Origin of the sequence: Sphingorhabdus profundilacus (assembly GCF_009769755.1) — a bacterium.
GTDB lineage: Bacteria > Pseudomonadota > Alphaproteobacteria > Sphingomonadales > Sphingomonadaceae > Sphingorhabdus_B > Sphingorhabdus_B profundilacus.
Map to the genome: position 1 here is coordinate 361,732 of NZ_SDWJ01000002.1, position 19,219 is coordinate 380,950.

Genomic DNA, 19,219 nt, shown 5'->3' on the forward strand with positions numbered 1-19,219 from the left:
CGGGAGGGGTTAGGGGAGGGGGCGGGCCGTAGGTCCGCCTTGCGACCTCGCCGAGTCACCCTCCCCCGGCCCCTCCCGCAAGCGGGAGGGGAGAAAGGCGCACTAACTCCCACTCCCGTCACCCTGAACTTGTTTCACCTTCGGTGACTGCGTTCCAGGGTCCATGTAACAGCCTATTCCTGCGTCCGTCGTGACAAGCCAAACTGTGACGCACGGTTGGGTGCTATTTCACACAAAGGGTGCATCTGCACGATGGACCCTGAAACAAGTTCAGGGTGACGGTTTTGTATGTTCAAGGTAGCGGTTCGGTGTGCGTTTGAAAGGGGTGGGTATTCCTTCGCGCCTTTGCGCGAATTAAACCCCCACCTTAAGCTTCAATGCCCCGAAGACGGATACACCAACGCCCGTGCGCCGGTGCGTTCGAAGGGTTTCCAGCCGTCTTCTGGCTGGGCCAAACGGTCGGCGATTGCCCAGAGCACGGCGGGGTTTGCGCCCAATCCGCAATGGCTGCCGCGCACTTCGATATTGTCGGTGGTCGCTGACTTGGGCTCGCGCGAATTCTGCCAGGCGACGACGCCGTCGGTACGGGAGAAAATCGCCGTTGAAGGCACCGGCGGGACGGCATGGCCTTCGCTGACCTGTTCCTGCATCTTGGGATCATCCAGCTTTTGCCCTGTCACATATTGATAGGCGCGCCATGCATTGGTCGATTTGGGCGTGCCAGTAATCGGTGAGCCGAGCGAAATGACCTGACGGATATGGTCGGGGCGGCGGCGCGACAGCATCCGGGCGAACGATCCACCCAATGACCAGCCGACAAGGCTCACTTTCTTGCCAGTTTTGGCATAGATTTCATCAAGGCGGGCAATCATTTTTTCGCCTTCCTGCCCGACCGCCTTATGCCCCAGATTGCGGCCCAATTCCCAGTGATAGGGATCATAGCCCAGTTTTTTGAGGTAACTGTGCAAGGCGCGCATCGAAAATTCCGAAGCCATAAAGCCCGGCAGCAGCATCACCGGATGTCCGTCACCCTTGGGTGCCTGCAACAAAAACGGAGCGGCCCAAGGCAGCGATCCCGTTTCCAGCAAGGCCCGCGGAAGCTCGCTCAATATCAGTAAAAGTGAAGGGGCTTTGATGGCACCCATGTTGGAATCAGCGGCGATAGTTGCCAAAATAATTCTCCCGTTAACAACAGTAACGTCCGGTCTGCTACCGAATTAACGCAAGGCTAGGCCGATAGTTCCGCAACGGTCAATCCGCTTTTTTACAGGCCCTCGGCCCGCAAGGCACTAAGCCCCTGTTTATAATCGCTATAAGTGGGCACCCAGCCGAGCACGCGCTTGGCCTTTCCGTTCGATATACGCCGGTTTTCGGCATAAAAGCCCCGCGCCATCGGCGATAGCTGCGCCTCCTCCAATGTCCGGAGCGGCGGCCAGGGCAGGCACAACAGGTCACAGGCATATTCGATCACCGCATTTTGTGACGCCGGCAGATCGTCGGCAATATTATAGACGCCGGGTGCGCCTGCAAAGGAGGCGATCACCGCGCCACCAATATCATCGGCATGGATGCGGCTGAAAATCTGGTGCGGCAGGTCGATCCGGTGCGCCTTGCCCTCGCGCACCCGGTCAAGCGCGGAGCGGCCCGGTCCGTAAATGCCCGGCAGGCGAAAGACGTGCATATCCGGCCGCAATGCCTGCCATGCCAGATCCGCCTCGGCCCGTGCGGTCCGCCGACCCTGGCCAATGGGTGCGCTTTCATCCACCCAAGCGCCACCGGTGTCGCCATAAACGCCGGTCGACGACAGATAGCCTGTCCACGCCGCCCCGCTACGCACAATTTCCCCACCATAGGCCGCCAGTACGGGATCAACGCCCTCGACCAGCGGCGGCACGCTCGACAGGATATGCGTGGCACTTGCCAGCGCGTCGAGCACGGCATAGCGGTCATCAAAGGCGACAGCGCCCTCCCCGCTCATCCGCCTTGTGCCCGTGACCCGCCACCCGTCCGCGCGAAGCCGTTCGGCCAGCCGCGACGCGGTGTATCCCATTCCGAAAATCAGCATATGCCTGTTCATAGCCCATGGTTCGCAATCTAATGGCTTGCCGTCAAGCGCCGCACTTGCAATGAAGCCCAAAGGGAGAAGCAGAAGCGATGAGCGTCGAAGTTATCAGGGCACGGATGCTGGGCGATGTCCCGCACGGTTTTCTCGGGCGCGTGGGTGGCGTGTCCACCGGAATCTATGCGGGCCTGAATGTCGGGCTGGGGTCAGAGGATGAGCGCGAGGCTGTCCTCGAAAACCGCCGCCGTGCAGGGGACGCCGTGCTTGCGGGTGCCGACATTGCCCGCGTTTACCAGATCCATTCCCCCGATGTCGTGACGATCACAGGGGCCATCGACCCCGAAGACCCGCCCAAGGGCGATGCCATGGTTACGAACCGTCCCGGCCTGTTGCTCGGCATTGTCACCGCCGATTGCGTGCCGGTGCTGTTCGCCGATGCGCAAGCAGGCGTGATCGGTGCGGCCCATGCCGGATGGAAAGGCGCGATCTTCGGCGTCACCGACAACACCCTGGCCGCGATGGAGGCCCTCGGCGCCGACCGCGCCCGCATCCGCTGCGCCATCGGCCCGTGCATTGCGCAAAAAAGCTATGAGGTGGATGCCGCTTTCTACCAGCGTTTTGTGGATGAAAATCCGGAGAATGAGCGGTTCTTTTCCGATGGCAAGCCCGGCCATTACCAGTTCGATATCGAAGGCTATGTCGCCGCGCGGCTGGCGCAGGCGGGGGTCACGCAGATCGAATGTCTGGGCGAGGATACCTATAGCCAGCCCGACCGCTTCTTCAGCTATCGCCGCAGTTGCCACAAGGACGAGCCCGGCTATGGCCGCCAGATTTCGCTGATCGGCCTGCCTGCATGACCGCGAATCGTGTGGGTTTCTGGGGCGGCCTGCTGGTCTTTGTTGCCATGCTGCTGGTCCCCGCACCGTCGGGGATGGAAACGTCGGCGTGGAATGTCGCGGCGCTCACTTTGCTGATGGCTACATGGTGGATGACGCAGGCCCTGCCCCTGACAGTGACGGCGCTGCTACCCTTTCTTGCTTTGCCGCTGATGGGCGTGCTGACCGCGGGGGACGTGGCGAAGGAATATTATTCGCCGACCCTGTTCCTGATTTTGGGCGGCGCGTTTCTGGCGCTGACGATTGAACGGACGGGCATGCACCGGCGCGTGGCGCTCGCGATCTTGGGCCGTTCGGGCCATAGCGTGCAGGGGCTGATGATTGCCTTCATGGGCTCGACCGCCTTGCTCAGCATGGTGATGTCCAACACCTCCATCGCGCTGATCATGGTGCCGATTGCCATTGCCGTTCTGGCGGCAGGCGGCGTGAAAGAAGGCGAGACCGACGGCCTGCCCGGCGCGCTGATCATGGGGGTTGCCTTTGCCGCGAGCATTGGCGGTCTGGGCACGCTGGTCGGATCGCCCACCAACGCCATCGCGGCGGGGCTGGTCGAAAAGCAATTGGGCATCCAGATCAGCTTCGTGACGTGGATGCAATATGGCCTGCCCATCGTATTGCTCGGCATTCCGCTCTGCGCCTTCATCCTGATGCGCGTGCAAAAGGTCAGCGCAGGCAGCTTCGACGTCGACGCCGCCCGTGCCGCCATTGGCAAGCCGCAGCCCATGTCGGTCGCCGAACGGCGGCTGGTGCCGATTTTCCTGCTCGTCATCAGCGCATGGATTGGCCAGCCGCTGATCGAACCCTATCTGCCCAAGGGCGGGATAACCGATGGCAGCATCGCCATTGCGGGATCATTGCTGCTGTTCCTCGTCCCCGATGGCACGGGCCGTCCGCTGCTGGTCTGGCAAGAGGCCGACCGCGCGCCGTGGGGCGTCATCATGATGTTCGGCGGCGGACTTGCACTAGCGGCGGGGATAACCGAATCCGGTCTGGCCGCATGGCTGGGCGAGGCGCTTGAACCCCTGTCCACGGTCCACCCGGTCATCATCGCCCTCGCACTGACCGCGCTGGTCATCCTGATCACCGAATTTGCAAGCAACGTCGCCACGGCAAGCGGCATCCTGCCCGTCGTCGCCGGCCTCGTCACCGCCACCGGCGCGGACCCCTGGCTGATGGCCATGGCCGCCTCGATGGCCGCAAGCTGGGGCTTCATGATGCCATCGGGCACCGGCCCCAACGCCATCGCCTGGTCCACCGGCCACATCGCCCTGCCCAAGATGGTGAAGGCCGGATTCCTGCTGGATATTGCGGGGATACCGTTGATTGTCGGGGTGATTTGGGTGGTTGGGTTGATTTAGGATTTGGTTGGTTGCGGGGTGCCACGGTAGGTGGGGGCTTGATGGCTTAGGGTGTGTTTTTGGTTCGCTAAAAAGAAGAAGGCGGAGGTTTTCGCTTTGGGCGGGGCGCTTTGGTTGAACGTAGGGCAGCTAATTGAGACTATGAAATAGAAGCGGACTGTCCGGACACGACAACATTGCGGACATAGCGGAAGCAGTTAGGTTGGAGCCATGTGGATCGAAAACGGCTGCAGCAACAGGGGGACGCTTTGAATAGGTTTTTTATCTCTCTACTCGTTGCGCTAATTTCGGCTTGCTTGGCGTATATCGCGTTTTTTGAGATTTTTGGTCCAGATGTTCCAGATATAGAAAACAAACAAATCGATGTAGCTATCGACACAATGGAAAGGTCAGGGTTCACTCTGCTTTACTCACATGAAGTTGACTTTCCCATTTCCGACTGCAGCGCCTATCCAAAGTCGGTATTTTTGTTGCACACAGCAGACGCGTGGCACGTCGTAACTGAGCAAAACAAAGACTGCGTTGTCGTTGACGTTGACGTTGTGTTGGTGGGGCCCGCACTTTAGTTCACGTTGCGGACCGTCGGTTCACCCACTAACCAGTACCCATGAAACCTGAGAACAAACCTATCGCAATCGGCACTGCTGTCGGGTTTTTGGTCGAACTGCCGAGCCTATGGCTGGCTCTCGTTTCGGCCGGAGCAGGACACGGAGATTATGTTGCTGCGCGAGCTTTATTTCCGCTGCCTATGTTAACACTCATTGCAGGGCAAATCGGAGCATTCGGGTTTGGATTGGCGTTTTTCCAGTTTCCACTCTACGGAGCGATTATTGGCTGGGCCTTTGCACGATCCAATCTTATTATCGCACTCAGTTTGGTAGTGCTGCACTCGTTGGCTGTAACACTGTGCTTTTCAGGAATACTTCCTGACTTCTCATAATTTGGGGTACTCCACATAAACCATCAACTCTGTCCGCTATCCACAACATTCCAGCCATTCCCGTCAGCGTTTAGCCACACTGAAACCGGCCGTTTGTTCAGAAACTCCTCTCCTTACCCCTTATCTTTGTGTCTTCGCGTCTTTGTGTGAGACTAATCGGGCGCGGCATTGCGGCGGGAAATTCTTTTGCGGTCGAACAATCCCTCGAAAACAACGTCACCCTGAACTTGGTTCAGGGTCCATCGTGAAGCGGCCACGACCGGTGCATTATCAAACAACCGTGCGTCCCAGTTTGGTTTGCCACACAGCGCGCAGAATAGGACTGAAAAATGGACCCTGAAACAAGTTCAGGGTGACGGGTTTTGGGTTCGACTCGCCACGCAAAAGAACCAAAACCCCCTCGCCTCCCTCCTCCAACGGCGCAGCCCCGCACCACGCCTTCTTCCTTTTTCCCCTTCTTCCTTCTAGCCCCCTCACGTAATTTAGTTTCAATTGTAACAAATAATGTTATGACATGGGGAAATAGGAGAACCCCGTGACTGATAGCAAAACACCCCCCATCGCCGCCCCTGCCTCGCGCCGTAAACCCAAGGCGGATATTGAAACCATTGGCGGCCGCAGGCTGAAGCCGTCGACGTTGATGATGGGGCATGGTTATGACCCCACCCTGTCCGAAGGCTCGCTGAAGCCGCCGATTTTCCTGACCTCCACCTTCGCCTTTGAAAGCGCGGCGGCGGGGAAGAAGTTTTTTGAACATATCACCGGCAAGCGTGAAGGCCCGGCCGATGGCCTTGTCTATTCGCGCTTCAACGGACCCAATCAGGAAATATTGGAAGACCGTCTCGCGGTCTGGGACGAGGCGGACGACAGTCTAGTTTTCTCCAGCGGCATGTCCGCGATTGCGACCATGTTGCTGGCGCTGGTCGGTCAGAATGACGTGATCGTCCATTCGGGTCCGCTCTATGCGGCGACCGAGACGCTGATCGCGCGCATCCTGTCGCGCTTTGGCGTGTCCTTCCTCGACTTTCCGGCGGGTGCGACGCGTGAAGAGATTGACAGCATGATGGATCAGGCCAAGGCTCTGGCCGCCGAAAAGGGCGGCAAGGTGGCGCTAGTCTATCTGGAAAGCCCTGCCAACCCGACCAACGCGCTGGTCGATGTGGAGGCGGTGCGCGCCTCGCGCGATGCAGCGTTCCCGGGCGACCAAAAACCCGCCATTGCCATCGACAACACCTTTTTGGGCCCGCTGTGGCAGCAGCCGATCAAGCAGGGCGCCGAGCTGGTCGTCTACAGCCTTACCAAATATGCGGGCGGGCATTCCGATCTGGTCGCAGGCGGCGTTTCGGGCAATCAGACGCTGATCAACATCATCCGGCCGATGCGCAATGTCATCGGCACGATCTGCGACCCCAATACCGCGTGGATGTTGCTGCGCAGTCTGGAAACGCTCGAACTGCGCATGACGCGGGCGGGCGAGAATGCGGCGAAGGTCTGCGCCTTTCTGAAGGCGCATCCAAAGGTCGAGGGGCTGGGCTATCTCGGCATGATCGACGATCCGCGGCAGCAGGATATCTACAACCGCCATTGCAGCGGCGCAGGGTCGACCTTCTCGCTGTTCATCCGCGGCGGCGAGGCGGAAAGCTTCCGCTTCCTCGACGCGCTGAAAATCGCGAAGCTCGCGGTCAGCCTCGGCGGCACCGAAACACTCGCCAGCCATCCCGCGGCGATGACGCACCTGTCCGTCCCGCAGGAGCGCAAGGACGCGCTGGGGATTACCGACAATCTGGTGCGGATTTCGATCGGGATTGAAGACCCCGATGACCTGATCGCCGATTTCGACCAGGCGTTGGCGTTGGTTTAAAAAGGCGTGGCTTAAGCGCTGAGTGGCCACTTCTCAACCTCCGTCACCCTGAACTTGTTTCAGGGTCCATTGTGCAGATATGCCCTGCGGCCTGATCGGCAGCGCCACAGTGCGGCTTCGGTTGGCTTGTCACTACCGGTTCGGAAAAGGGCTGACGAATAGACCCTGAAACAAGTTCAGGGTGACGTGGAGTGACGGGGAGTAATGGGAGAATGCCGGGTGGCGGACTAAGCCGACGCCCCCAACTCTAACGCCAGTCCAATATCGTCCATCCGTTGGCCTTGGCCATCTGGGTGAGCGGGCCGTGGGGGTTGGTGGCGAAGGGTTCGTCGGCAAAGCCGAGCAACGGCGCGTCAGAGACATGGTCGGAATAGGCGCGGATGTAGCAGTCTTCGCGCTTGATGCCCTGCGCCTGCATCCACGCCTTGACGAGGTCGAGTTTCGCCGCGTCGTAGCAATTATGCCCGTCGATCCGCGCCAGCACATGGCCGCTGCTGTTCTTGGCAAGGTTGGTGGCGATGACATCGTCGAAGCCGAGCCGGTGGGCAATCGCCTCGACATAGAGGCGATAGGATGCGGTTGCCATGACATGGCGGTATCCCGCCGCCTTCTCCGCCGCCACCCGCTCGCGCAATTGCGGATAGACATTCTTGCCCACCACCAGATCGGCATGGCTTTCGAGATAGCGGGCGAATTTTTCGGGCGGCACGCGGTGGCCGATCAGCAGCATCTGCGCGAATTGCTTCAACCGGGCGCGATCCCATATCTTCAGCGCGTAAAGCGCCAGACCGACAGGTAGCAGCGGCAATAGGACCAATCTCCACGGCGACTTGTTCAATGCCATGTGCAGCAGAAATCCATTATAGGTCGCCCGGCGGGTGACCGTTTTGTCCATGTCGTAAATGGCAAGCAGGGTTTTGGCAGGAGTCGTCATGCTGCGTCTACAGGCACAATCCGCGAGCAAATGTCTACAGGCTTGTGATAGTGTTGATTATGCGCCAGTTATACCGACATGGTTCACTCGGCAGACTTTATTCAGGAATCACTTCCCGATGGAGGCAACATTCTCCGTTTTTCGGGGAACCTGGCCATTGCAACGATCGGCGATCTGGACAGCCGACTGCACGCCCTTTCCGATTCTGTCATGCAGATCGATTTGGGCGATGTCACCCACATAGATACCGTTGGCGCATGGCTGATATATCGGACCGCGAAACAAAGCGGGGCACAAATAGTAAACGCACATATGGATGCGGCCCGCCTGATCGAGGCCGTCAGTGGCGTCGACCAGACAGAATCTATAGCGCCAGTCCGCAGGTCAACGCTCGCGCATTTTCTCGGCGAAATCGGCGAAGGCGTTGTCGTTGCCTTTACAACTCTTTTGCATTTTCTCGGCTTTGTGGGCCAGGTCGTCAAAGCCTCTGCGATTCTGATACTCCATCCCGGCCGGTTCCGCTGGCACTCCGTCGTGCAGCATTTCGACATGGTCGGCGTGCGCGCACTCGGGATTATCGGTCTGATGAGCTTCCTGATCGGCATCGTCATCGCGCAACAGGGCGCGGTACAGTTGCGGCAGTTCGGGGCCGAGGTGTTCACGATCAACCTCGTCGGCCGTCTCACTTTCCGCGAGCTCGGCATTTTGATGACCGCCATCATGGTCGCGGGCCGCTCGGGCTCGGCCTTCGCGGCGCAGATCGGGACCATGAAAATCACCGAAGAAATCGACGCAATGCGGACCATCGGCGTCGTCCCGGCAGAAGCGCTGGTCGTACCGCGTGTCATCGCGGCGGTGATCATGATGCCGCTGCTGGGCATTTATGCGTCACTGATGGCGATTATCGGCGGCGGGCTGCTGTGCTGGATCATCCTCGAAATCCCGCCTGCGACCTTTGTCATCCGCCTGCGTGAAGTGACGCCGATGACCGATTTCTGGATCGGCATGATCAAGGCGCCGGTGTTCGGCGCGATCATCGCCATGGCCGGTTGCTTTCAGGGGATGCAGGTCGAAGGCAATAGCGAACAGGTCGGCCTGAAAACCACCGCCGCGGTGGTGCAGGCGATCTTCCTCGTCATCGTCCTCGACGCCTTTTTCGCGGTCTTCTTCAGCGAAATCGGCTGGGACTAAGCGATGGCGGGCGATGACATCATCTCGGTGCAAGGTCTGTGCAACAGCTTTGGCGACCAGATCATCCATAAAGACCTTGACCTCGATGTCCGGCAGGGAGAGATACTCGGCGTCGTGGGCGGATCGGGCACCGGCAAGTCCGTGCTGATGCGCTCGATCATCGGGCTTCAGGAGCCGACCGCGGGCGATATCCATGTCTTTGGCGAAGCAATGATCGGCAAGGAAGAGGATGAGGCGACCGACGTCCGCCGCCGCTGGGGCGTCCTGTTTCAGGGCGGCGCGCTGTTCTCGACCCTGACCGTCGCCGAAAATGTGCAGGTACCCTTGCGCGAATTCTACCCCGATTTCAGCACCGATTTGCTGGAGGAAATCGCCCGGTACAAAATCCACTTAAGCGGCCTGCCGCCTGAGGCAGCGCATAAATATCCGTCGGAGTTATCGGGCGGAATGCGTAAACGTGCAGGGCTCGCACGGGCACTTGCGATGGACCCCGAACTGTTGTTTCTGGACGAGCCGACGGCAGGTCTTGACCCCATCGGCGCGGCGAATTTCGACAATCTGACCCGGAACCTCAAGGAAACCTTGGGGTTAACGGTGTTCCTGATTACCCACGACCTCGACACATTATATGCCATTTGTGACCGGGTCGCGGTGCTCGCCGACCATAAGGTGATTGCCATCGGTCCGATTGAGGACTTGCTGGCGACCGATCATCCATGGATCAAGGAATATTTCAGCGGCCCGCGCGGGCGCGCAGCACGCAGAGGACATGCAAAGCGCGTCGACAAATAGGTCGTGGACAATCACTTGCTAGGAAGGCCATAAGACGGGGCGATGGAAACGAAATCCAATTATGTAGTGGTCGGTGCGGTCACTTTGCTGCTGCTGGCGCTGCTCGCCGGATTCACCGTGTGGCTTTCGCGTGCAGGTGAAGGCAGCAAGAAAGAATATGACATCTTCTTCCAGCAGTCGGTGAACGGCCTGGCCAAGGGGTCAGGCGTGTCCTTTTCCGGCGTGCCGGTCGGTGAAATCAAAAGCATCGAATTATGGGAACCGGACCCCGATTTCGTCCGTGTCCGCATCACGATCAAAGACGAAGTACCCATTCTGCTCGGCACCGTGGCCACGATCAATGGCGTCGGCTTCACCGGCGTGTCTGAAATCCAGCTTGATGGCGCCGTCAAGGACGCGCCGCCGCTGCAATGCCCCAAGGATAATCCTAAATCCGCCTGCCCCACTGGCGTTCCGGTCATTCCCACCAAGCCCGGTGCATTGGGCGAATTGCTGAACAATGCGCCCCTGTTGCTCGAACGTCTGTCGACCCTGACCGAGCGGCTGACCAACATCCTTTCGGACAAGAATCAGCAGTCGATTGAACAGATTCTCGACAATGTCGAAAGCCTGTCGGGATCACTGGCGACGCAAGCCCCCGACCTGCGCGCCGCGGTGCAGGAATCACGCCTGACCCTGCAAAAGGCAGGGCTGGCGGCGGATGAACTGGCCAAGATGGCAGGTTCCGCCAACCAGTTGCTCGACAACGATGGAAAGCCGTTAATGGCAGAGTTACGCAAGACATTGCGCTCCGCCAATGGCAGCCTTGCCGCGCTGGAAACCACGCTTAACAACGCCAATCCCGCGATCGAAACGCTGAACACGCAAACCTTGCCGGAGGTCACGCAACTGGCCCGCGACTTGCGTGAATTGTCGGTGTCGCTGAAATCGGTGACCGAGCGGGTGGACCAGAATGGCCTTGGCGGTGTCGTCAGCGCGCCTGCGCTACCCGATTACAAGCCCGATGGCCGGAAACGGAATTGAGATGACCATGACCAAGATTTTGCGAAACGCCCTGTGTGTCGCCACCGCCGCTCTGGCCCTGTCCGCCTGCGTCAGCTTTGGCGGCAAGGCCCCGCCATCGATGCTGGTGCTGACATCCGACAGCAGCGTTGCGGGCGGAACCAGCAAAAGCGGTGCGTCGGGTGAGGCCCTGATCGTCCTGCTGCCCGAAACCCCGCGCAAGCTCGACACCAACCGCGTGCCGGTGCAGGTCGACGACAGCAACATTGCCTATATCAAGGACGCGGTCTGGGCCGACAAGCCGTCACGCCTGATGCAGATGCTGCTGATGGAAAATATCGCGGCGAAGAACAACCGGCTGGTGCTCAACGAAACCGATGCCGGCGGCAAGGCGCAGCTGTATCTGTCAGGTAGCCTGCTGGAGTTCGGCCTTGACGAATCCAAGTCAGAAGCGGTGGTGGTCTATGACGCCGTCAAGATCAACCGTGGCCAGTCTGTCGAAAAGAAACGCTTTGAATCGCGCAAACCTGTCAGCGCCATTGACGCCCGCGAAGCTGGCCGCGCCCTCAACGCCGCCGCCAATGACGTGGCCAGCCAGATCAGCGCATGGATCGGCTAGGGTCCTGACCCTAATCCAGCAATTCCAGCTTCACCCGGGCAGTGCCGCTGCGGTGCATCCCGATTTCGCGGGCTGCGGCATAGCTGATGTCGATGATCCGCCCTTTGCCCCACGGCCCGCGGTCATTGACACGGACGATGACTTCCTTGCCATTGGCCAGATTGGTGACCGCAACCCGGCTGTCAAAGGCGAGTGAGCGGTGTGCGGCGGTGAATGCGGCGGGGTCAAAACGCTCCCCACTGGCGGTGCGGCTGCCTGCAAATTCATTGCTGTAATAGCTGGCCATGCCGTCGCCGACATGACGCCGTATGTCCCCCGCCTGCGCCAGAACAGGCAGCAGGGCGAACGCCAGAAGCAGCGTGCGAAATCGAGTTTTCATGGACCCCTCCATCGATTCGCCCAGCTTACGCCTAAGTCCAAAACCCGCCAATCCGCCTATCGATATGGCGGGCCATTATTGGGGCGAGGCGATGGGACCAATCAAACGTCCAGATTGGCGACGTTCAGCGCATTTTCCACGATGAAATCGCGCCGGGGTTCGACGACTTCGCCCATCAATTTGGTGAAGATGTCGTCGGCCACATCCGCCTGGTCAATCTCCACGCGCAGCAGGCTGCGGTGGTTGGGGTCGAGCGTGGTTTCCCAAAGCTGTTCGGCGTTCATTTCGCCCAAGCCTTTGTAGCGCGAGATGGACAGGCCCTTGCGACCCGCAGCCAGCACAGCGTCGAGCAGTTCGGATGGGCGGGTGATCGCGCCCTTGTTACCAATGCCCGCTGGCGTAACGGCGCGTTGCACCTGATCGCCGACGGCGGTGATGTCTTCGCCTTCGCTGTCGGTTTCGGGCTCTGCCTCGACAACCGCTGCGGCTCCGCCCGCTTTGACCAGCCGCGCCGGTGTCTCGTAGCTCGCGCTTTCCTCACTCGCCAGTCTGTGCAGCTTACGGGCTTCGGCGGAGAGCAGGAAGGCAGCTTCGATGATGTGATGGTCGGTCACGCCGCGCCACAACCGTTCGAAATGATAACCGCCATCAGCAGAAACACGGCCGGTCCATTTGCCTTCAACATCCTGCGCGCCCATCCAGGCGGCGGCCTTGGCGACGGCGGTGCTGCGGTCGCTTGCCTCTGGGTCGAGCGCGCCGGTCAGTGCCATCGCCTCGACAATTGTCGGGTCATAGCGCCGCGGGACGAACGCCATCAGGCTACGCATCCGGCGCGCATGGTCGACCAAAGCGCCCAGATCCGCACCGGCGCGCTGTCCGCCTGCGCCTTCCAGAACGATACCGTTCAGGCCGACTTCGACCAGATGGTCGTCGAGCGCGCGGTCATCCTTCACATAAATTTCGCTGCGTCCCTTGGCGACCTTGTACAAAGGCGGCTGCGCGATGAAGAGATGGCCGTTCTCGATAATCTCCGGCATTTGCCGGTAGAAAAAGGTGAGCAACAGCGTGCGGATATGGCTGCCGTCGACGTCAGCGTCGGTCATGATGACGATCTTGTGGTAGCGCAGTTTTTCAATGTTGAAATCCTCACGCCCGATGCCGGTGCCCATCGCCTGGATCAGCGTGCCAACTTCCTTGGAGGACAGCATCCGGTCAAAACGCGCGCGTTCGACGTTCAGGATCTTACCCTTCAACGGCAGGATCGCCTGATAATGGCGGTCACGGCCCTGCTTGGCCGAGCCGCCTGCGGAGTCACCTTCGACCAGGAAGAGTTCGGATTTCGCTGGATCTTTTTCCTGGCAATCGGCCAGCTTTCCGGGCAGCGACGCAACGCTCATCACCGATTTGCGGCTGGCTTCACGCGCCTTGCGCGCGGCTTCGCGGGCAGCGGCGGCGTCGATCACCTTCTGGATCACCGTGCGCGCATGGCCGGGATTTTCCTCCAGCCATTCGCTCATCCGGTCGGCCATCAGGCTTTCCAGCGGCTGCCGCACTTCGGACGAGACCAGCTTGTCCTTGGTCTGGCTCGAAAATTTGGGATCGGGCAATTTGACCGAGACAATGGCGGTCAAACCTTCGCGCATATCGTCGCCGGTCAGGGTGACTTTCTCTTTCTTCAGAACGCCCGATTTTTCGGCATAATTGTTCAGCGTGCGGGTCAGCGCGGAGCGGAAGGCCGCCAAGTGCGTGCCGCCGTCGCGCTGCGGAATATTGTTGGTGAAGCACAGCACATTTTCATAATAGCTGTCGTTCCATTCCAGCGCGACGTCGATGCCTATACCGTCACGCTGCGACGAAATGGCGATAGGTTCGGCCAGCAAAGCCGCCTTGTTCCGGTCGAGATATTTGACGAACGCGCCAATGCCGCCTTCATAATATAGGTCATGTTCCTTGATTTCCTCATGCCGCTTGTCGCGTAGCAGGATACGGACACCCGAGTTGAGGAAGGCCAGTTCGCGATAGCGATGCTCCAGCTTGTCAAAGTCGAATTCGAGGACATTTTTGAACGTCTCGGTCGAGGCCATGAAGGTCACGCGCGTGCCCTTCTTGACGCCGCCAGAGCCGTTGGATGGCGCATCGCCCACCACCTTCAACGGGCCGACAGCGTCGCCATGTTCGAAGCGCATCCAATGCTCTTTCCCTTCACGCCAGATGGTGAGTTCGAGAAATTCGGACAGGGCATTCACAACCGACACACCCACGCCGTGCAGACCGCCCGATACCTTATAGGCATTGTCGTCGGAGGTGTTTTCAAACTTACCGCCCGCGTGCAACTGGGTCATGATAACCTCGGCTGCCGACACGCCTTCTTCGCTGTGCATTCCGGTGGGAATACCACGGCCATTGTCCTCGACACTGACCGATCCATCGGGGTTGAGTTCGATCAACACCAGATCGCAATGCCCGGCCAGCGCCTCGTCAATCGCGTTGTCCGATACCTCGAACACCATATGGTGCAGACCCGACCCGTCGTCAGTGTCGCCAATATACATGCCCGGCCGCTTACGCACGGCATCGAGCCCCTTCAGCACCTTGATGCTGTCGGCGCCATATTCATTCTGGTTGGGGGAAGCGGCGCTATCGCCGGTACGCTCTTCGGGAATATCATTCATCGTGACACTATAAGGGAACGAGCGCCAAAACCCAAGCTAATGCGACCGTTTTCCACATCTATTTGATCTTTAAAATCAGGTGGTTGGTGGTTTTTCGATGTTGCGTGGATTATTTCGTCAAAAGGAAGAAGAAAAAGAAGGAAAAAGGGGTGGAATTGGAGACATTGCGTGCAGGCTGTCCCAAGAGGCGAGAGAACTAAGACCCTGAAACAAGTTCAGGGTGACGGTGGGTAGCGATTAGAATTTTGGTGACCTGCTTTGAACTCAATATAAGTACGCAAGTCCCCCATCCCGTCACCCTGAACTTGTTTCAGGGTCTTAGTCCCCACCTCATTTACCCCACCGCGGCGTAAGTTCCGCCACTTCGCGTAAAGCCTTTCGAACCCACCCCCTTTTTCCTTCTTTTCTTTCTTCCTTCTGACGAAAAAACTGGCACAACCAAATTTCCAAAACACAGCAAGGCACCCAATGACCCTTGACCCACAGGCCGAACTTGAAAAACCCTTTGGTTCCTATCCCGACTTGATTGCACATTGGGGGCGGGACCGGCCGGGGCGGGTTGCGCTTGATGACGGGCGGGAGAGTTTAACCTGGGGTCAGGTGGCGGCGCTGGTCGACCGGATGGCGGCGCAGTTGCAGCGGGACGGGTTGCAGAAAGGTCAGGCCGTCGCAATCCTCGGTGCGACCTCGGTCCGCTATGCGCTCGCCTATCTGGCCGCCGTGCGGGCGGGCGGCTGCGCGGCGCCGCTCACGACCTCCGCCGCGCCCGCGCAGCTCAACGCGATGCTGCGCGACAGCGGCGCGATGCATCTGTTCATTGACGCATCCAAGCGCGCCGATCTGGCGGGGGAAGATCTGCCGCCGCTCACAACCATCATGCTGGATGCCCCCCTGCCCGACGCACCGGACATATATGGCTGGATGGCGGAGGAAGGCGCGACGCCCGCGGATATGGGCTGCACCGCCAGCGACCCGTTCAACATCATCTATTCCAGCGGCACGACCGGTACGCCCAAGGGCATTGTCCATTCGCGCGGGATGCGCTGGAAGCATGCCGCCGTCGGCACCAATGCGGGCTATGGCGAGCCTGGGCAGAAATCGCTCATCTCTACCCCGCTTTATTCGAACACGACGCTCGCGCTGGTAATGCCGACGCTCGCCTATGGCGGTAGCCTTTACATGATGCCCAAATTCGACGCGGCCCGCTATCTGAAGATCGCGGCGGGGGAGCGGATTACGCACACCATGCTGGTGCCGGTGCAGTATAAGCGCCTGATGGAATATGATGCGTTCGACCGCTTCGACCTGTCGTCTTTCCAGATCAAATATTGCACTAGCGCGCCTTTTTCCGCCGCATTGAAGGCCGAGGTGGTCCGCCGCTGGCCAGGGGCGCTGATCGAGATTTATTCGATGACCGAGGGCGGCGTCGTCTGCCTTTTGCACGCGCATAAATATCCCGACAAGCTGCACACCGTCGGCCAGCCGGCACCCGGCAGCGAGGTGTTTACGATCGACGAGGATGGCAACCGCCTGCCGCCGGGCAGTATTGGCGAGCTGGTCGGGCGGTCGCCGACGATGATGTCGGGATACCAGAACCAGCCCGAAAAGACGCAGGAAGCAAGCTGGTACGACGAAGAGGGCGGCCGGTGGCAGCGGATGGGCGATATCGGCCGGGTCGATGAGGACGGCTTTGTCGAACTGGTCGGCCGCGCCAAGGACATGATCATTTCGGGCGGGTTCAACATCTACCCCGTCGATCTGGAGACGGTGCTGATGCAGCATCCGGATGTCGAGGAAGCCGCCGTGATCGGCATGCCGAGCGAGCAATGGGGCGAAACGCCGGTCGGCTTTGTCACCCCGGCAAAGGGGGCGACCTTGAACACCGCCGCCGTGCTGGCCGCGACCAACGCGCAGCTTGGCAAGACCCAGCGCCTGTCCGTGCTACATGAAATTGCCGAAATGCCGCGCAGCCATATCGGCAAGCTGCTGAAAACCGACCTGCGCGATTTGGCGGCCGGGAAATTGCCTTCCCCGTGAATATGTCCGCGCGGCATGGGTTCGTCGGGTCTATTCCTTCCATCCCCAGAAAAGATGGCAAGGAGGAATGTTTGTGAGCGAAATACCAGTGTCGATTTTACGGAAAAAGGGTGCCATGAAATCGCGGGCGCGGGCGCGATATTGGTAAACCAGAAAGGCCCCGCCCGGACGCAATGCACGGGCGGTACTTTCCGCAATGACCGGTCCCAGATTGTCGGGAAGCGTTGAAAACGGTAGACCCGAGAGGATATAATCTGCGTGTTGAAAACCGAATTCCGCGATGATTTCATTCACGCAAGCGGCAGACCCATGCACCGCGATAAAGCGGCTGTCGCGGATGGTTTTACGCAAATAATCGATAAAATCCGCGTTCAGATCGATGACCAGCAAAGTCGCGTCGGGCCGTAAATGATCAAGCACCGGCTGGCAAAATGTTCCGACGCCAGGTCCATATTCGACGAACAATTTGGTTTGGGCCCAATCAACAGGCGCCAGCATTTTGACGACGGTGCCGCCAGATGACGGTAGGATCGCCCCCACCATCACAGGGTGCTTCAAAAAACCCTTGATGAACACCCCCCAAGGCCCCAAAAATCGTCGGGCGCGCGCTTTGATGCGGTCAAGAAGAGGCGGTTTGGCGAGCGCGGTTGAAGACATGAACGGGTTTCCGTGACAATTTTATTACAAGCCAGTGACCTTGCAAATCGGCGCGGTGAATGCAACCGCAATCCGAAAGATTGTACGGCCGACGGGTTGCAACGCCCGATAAAACAGTTCTATGCCTTGCACATGGGTACGCTTCCTTCCGGCACGATATCGGTGATGTTCATCGCACAACGTAGCGAGAAAGATGATGACGGTTATGCCCGCGCAGCGGCCGCAATGGGCGATCTGTCGGCATGTCAACCGGGCTATATCGGGATAGACTCGGTGCGCGGGCATGACGGGCTGGGCATAACCATAAGTTATTGGGCGAGTGAAGCGGACGCCAAAGCATGGCGCGACCATCCGGAACATATCGCGATAAGAGAGGCAGGACGCGACCGCTGGTACACAAGCTATAGCCTGCATGTCGCCATGATCACGCGCAGCTATGACTGGCAAAAGACATGAGCGCGGTTCCGGCCATTCCCAACAGCCGCGTTGTCGTGCTGTTTCTTGTAATGCTGGTCGCTGCTGCCGGCAATACAGCCATGCAATCGGCCCTGCCCGCCATTGCGAGCGAGTTGGAAATGCCCGATGTCTGGGTCAGCCTGGCATTTAGCTGGTCAGCGCTATTGTGGGTCATTACCGCGCCAAAATGGGCGCGAATGTCCGATCGCCGGGGCCGCAAGCAGCTGATGAGCGTGGGCATCATCGGCTTTGTCGCTTCCATGGGATTATGCGGAGTGACATTATGGATGGGGCTTGCCGGATGGATAGGCCCTGTGGCGACGTTCATCTTTTTTGCTATATTCCGCAGCCTTTACGGCGGTTTTGGTTCCGCAGCACCACCCGCAGTCCAAGCCTATGTCGCCGCCCGGACGGAACGGGAAGAACGGACCAAGGCTTTGTCAATGCTGGCATCTTCCTTCGGCGTTGGCACCGTTATTGGTCCGGCTGTGGCCCATTATCTGTTGTTTCCACCCTTTGGGCTTGCCGGTCCGCTCATCATGTTTGCCGCGTTCGGGGTGGCGGTGCTGATCGCATTGCATTTGCAGTTACCCAATGACACACCAAGATTTGCCGCGCGCGGCGCCGTCGCGGCCTATCCCAATTCGGCCTCGATGAATGCGCCGGAACCTGAACAGGCGGATGGCCAAGCGCTCGATTCCGTGTTGCCTGATACCGAAATTCGCCTGCCATGGCGCGATGAACGATTGTTGCCCTGGTTGATTGCCGGACTGATTGGCGGGCATGCTCAGGCGATTTTGCTCGGCGTTGTGGGTTTTTTGGTGCGCGACAGGCTTGGCCTTCAGGATCGCCCTTGGGAGGCAGTGCAAGCCAGTGGATCGGTGATGCTGATCGGCGCGATGGCGACATTATTGGCGCAGTGGGGCTTGATCCCCATATTGTCACTGGCCGCGCGCAGTTCGGTTTTGCTGGGGTCAGCGCTGGCCTTGATCGGCGTGAGCCTGACCGCCGTCAGTCAGGATTTTTATGGCATCAGCACGGGATTTGCGATTGCGTCACTGGGTTTCGGGCTGTTCCGGCCAGGGTTCACCGCAGGCGCTTCGCTGGCAGTTCGGCGACATGAACAGGGTGACATTGCGGGAAAAATTGCCTCGATCAACGGTGCCGCCTATATTGTTGCACCTGCGATAGGGGTGGCACTGCTTGATCTTTGGGAACCGGCAACGTTCATCCTGACCGGGGCAGCATTGCTGTTCCTGATACTGTGGGGCCGACGAGCCCTGGTCGTTCCAACCATTGAAAAAGCCTAAAAAAAAGGGTCGACCGAGGCCGACCCTGAATAAGTTTTTAGGAGAGGATGCCT

Annotated in this window: 17 protein-coding genes; 11 read left to right on the forward strand and 6 right to left on the reverse strand. The window is 59.3% G+C overall.

Annotated features, from left to right (window positions below; genetic code table 11):
- Window positions 1-374 precede the first annotated feature (374 nt).
- A complete protein-coding gene (locus tag EUU23_RS09560; protein ID WP_246156413.1) occupies window positions 375-1,172 on the reverse strand; it encodes an esterase/lipase family protein in 798 nt (265 codons plus the stop codon).
- A 92-nt stretch (window positions 1,173-1,264) separates the two neighbouring features.
- The gene (locus tag EUU23_RS09565; protein WP_160353917.1) at window positions 1,265-2,077 is read right to left on the reverse strand and encodes an SDR family oxidoreductase; all 813 of its coding nucleotides are present in this window, start codon (window positions 2,075-2,077) and stop codon (window positions 1,265-1,267) included.
- A gap of 77 nt (window positions 2,078-2,154) precedes the next feature.
- Here EUU23_RS09565 and pgeF point away from each other — a divergent pair, with 77 nt between their 5' ends.
- The 4 genes from pgeF (at window position 2,155) to EUU23_RS09585 (ending at window position 7,117) form a co-directional block, all read left to right on the forward strand.
- Window positions 2,155-2,919: a peptidoglycan editing factor PgeF gene (pgeF, locus tag EUU23_RS09570; protein WP_160353918.1), complete on the forward strand. Its 765-nt coding sequence runs from the start codon at window positions 2,155-2,157 to the stop codon at window positions 2,917-2,919.
- Window positions 2,916-4,316 carry an SLC13 family permease gene (locus tag EUU23_RS09575; protein WP_160353919.1) on the forward strand — a complete coding sequence of 467 codons (1,401 nt, stop codon included), beginning with the start codon at window positions 2,916-2,918 and terminating at the stop codon, window positions 4,314-4,316. Before pgeF ends, EUU23_RS09575 begins: the two co-directional genes overlap by 4 nt.
- 607 nt (window positions 4,317-4,923) lie before the next feature.
- Entirely contained in the window at window positions 4,924-5,256 is a 333-nt protein-coding gene (locus EUU23_RS09580; RefSeq protein ID WP_160353920.1) for a hypothetical protein, read from the forward strand.
- Between the two features lie 535 nt (window positions 5,257-5,791).
- The gene (locus EUU23_RS09585) at window positions 5,792-7,117 is read left to right on the forward strand and encodes a cystathionine gamma-synthase family protein (protein ID WP_160353921.1); all 1,326 of its coding nucleotides are present in this window, start codon (window positions 5,792-5,794) and stop codon (window positions 7,115-7,117) included.
- Between the two features lie 247 nt (window positions 7,118-7,364).
- On the opposite strand, the gene EUU23_RS09590 is transcribed toward EUU23_RS09585, so the two are convergent.
- A complete protein-coding gene (locus EUU23_RS09590; RefSeq protein ID WP_246156414.1) occupies window positions 7,365-8,051 on the reverse strand; it encodes an HAD family hydrolase in 687 nt (228 codons plus the stop codon).
- Window positions 8,052-8,129: 78 nt separating this feature from the next.
- Between EUU23_RS09590 and EUU23_RS09595 the strand changes: the two genes are divergently transcribed.
- Genes EUU23_RS09595 through EUU23_RS09610 form a run of 4 tightly spaced genes read left to right on the forward strand, consistent with a single transcriptional unit; the run spans window position 8,130 to window position 11,655 of the window.
- On the forward strand, window positions 8,130-9,242 hold the full coding sequence (locus tag EUU23_RS09595) for an ABC transporter permease (protein ID WP_160353922.1): 1,113 nt from the start codon (window positions 8,130-8,132) through the stop codon (window positions 9,240-9,242).
- A gap of 3 nt (window positions 9,243-9,245) precedes the next feature.
- Window positions 9,246-10,034: an ABC transporter ATP-binding protein gene (locus tag EUU23_RS09600; protein ID WP_160353923.1), complete on the forward strand. Its 789-nt coding sequence runs from the start codon at window positions 9,246-9,248 to the stop codon at window positions 10,032-10,034.
- A 42-nt stretch (window positions 10,035-10,076) separates the two neighbouring features.
- A complete protein-coding gene (locus EUU23_RS09605) occupies window positions 10,077-11,057 on the forward strand; it encodes an MlaD family protein (protein WP_160353924.1) in 981 nt (326 codons plus the stop codon).
- Window positions 11,058-11,064: 7 nt separating this feature from the next.
- On the forward strand, window positions 11,065-11,655 hold the full coding sequence (locus EUU23_RS09610) for an ABC-type transport auxiliary lipoprotein family protein (RefSeq protein WP_218939581.1): 591 nt from the start codon (window positions 11,065-11,067) through the stop codon (window positions 11,653-11,655).
- 10 nt (window positions 11,656-11,665) lie between these two features.
- Here the strand turns inward: EUU23_RS09610 and EUU23_RS09615 are convergent, their stop codons facing one another.
- Window positions 11,666-12,034, reverse strand: a complete 369-nt coding sequence (locus tag EUU23_RS09615) for a septal ring lytic transglycosylase RlpA family protein (RefSeq protein WP_160353925.1) — start codon at window positions 12,032-12,034, stop codon at window positions 11,666-11,668.
- Between the two features lie 101 nt (window positions 12,035-12,135).
- On the reverse strand, window positions 12,136-14,706 hold the full coding sequence (gyrB, locus tag EUU23_RS09620; protein WP_160353926.1) for a DNA topoisomerase (ATP-hydrolyzing) subunit B: 2,571 nt from the start codon (window positions 14,704-14,706) through the stop codon (window positions 12,136-12,138).
- Between the two features lie 468 nt (window positions 14,707-15,174).
- Here gyrB and EUU23_RS09625 point away from each other — a divergent pair, with 468 nt between their 5' ends.
- A complete protein-coding gene (locus EUU23_RS09625; protein ID WP_160353927.1) occupies window positions 15,175-16,743 on the forward strand; it encodes a class I adenylate-forming enzyme family protein in 1,569 nt (522 codons plus the stop codon).
- A 30-nt stretch (window positions 16,744-16,773) separates the two neighbouring features.
- Here EUU23_RS09625 and EUU23_RS09630 read toward each other — a convergent pair whose 3' ends face one another.
- Window positions 16,774-17,400, reverse strand: a complete 627-nt coding sequence (locus EUU23_RS09630; RefSeq protein WP_160353928.1) for a class I SAM-dependent methyltransferase — start codon at window positions 17,398-17,400, stop codon at window positions 16,774-16,776.
- A 12-nt stretch (window positions 17,401-17,412) separates the two neighbouring features.
- Between EUU23_RS09630 and EUU23_RS09635 the strand changes: the two genes are divergently transcribed.
- Together EUU23_RS09635 and EUU23_RS09640 are read left to right on the forward strand one after the other, a co-directional pair.
- Window positions 17,413-17,856, forward strand: a complete 444-nt coding sequence (locus EUU23_RS09635; protein ID WP_343032707.1) for an antibiotic biosynthesis monooxygenase family protein — start codon at window positions 17,413-17,415, stop codon at window positions 17,854-17,856.
- Window positions 17,853-19,166, forward strand: coding sequence for an MFS transporter (locus EUU23_RS09640; RefSeq protein ID WP_160353929.1), 1,314 nt, complete (start codon window positions 17,853-17,855; stop codon window positions 19,164-19,166). The genes EUU23_RS09635 and EUU23_RS09640 overlap by 4 nt, the downstream gene beginning before the upstream one ends.
- Window positions 19,167-19,219: the final 53 nt, after the last annotated feature.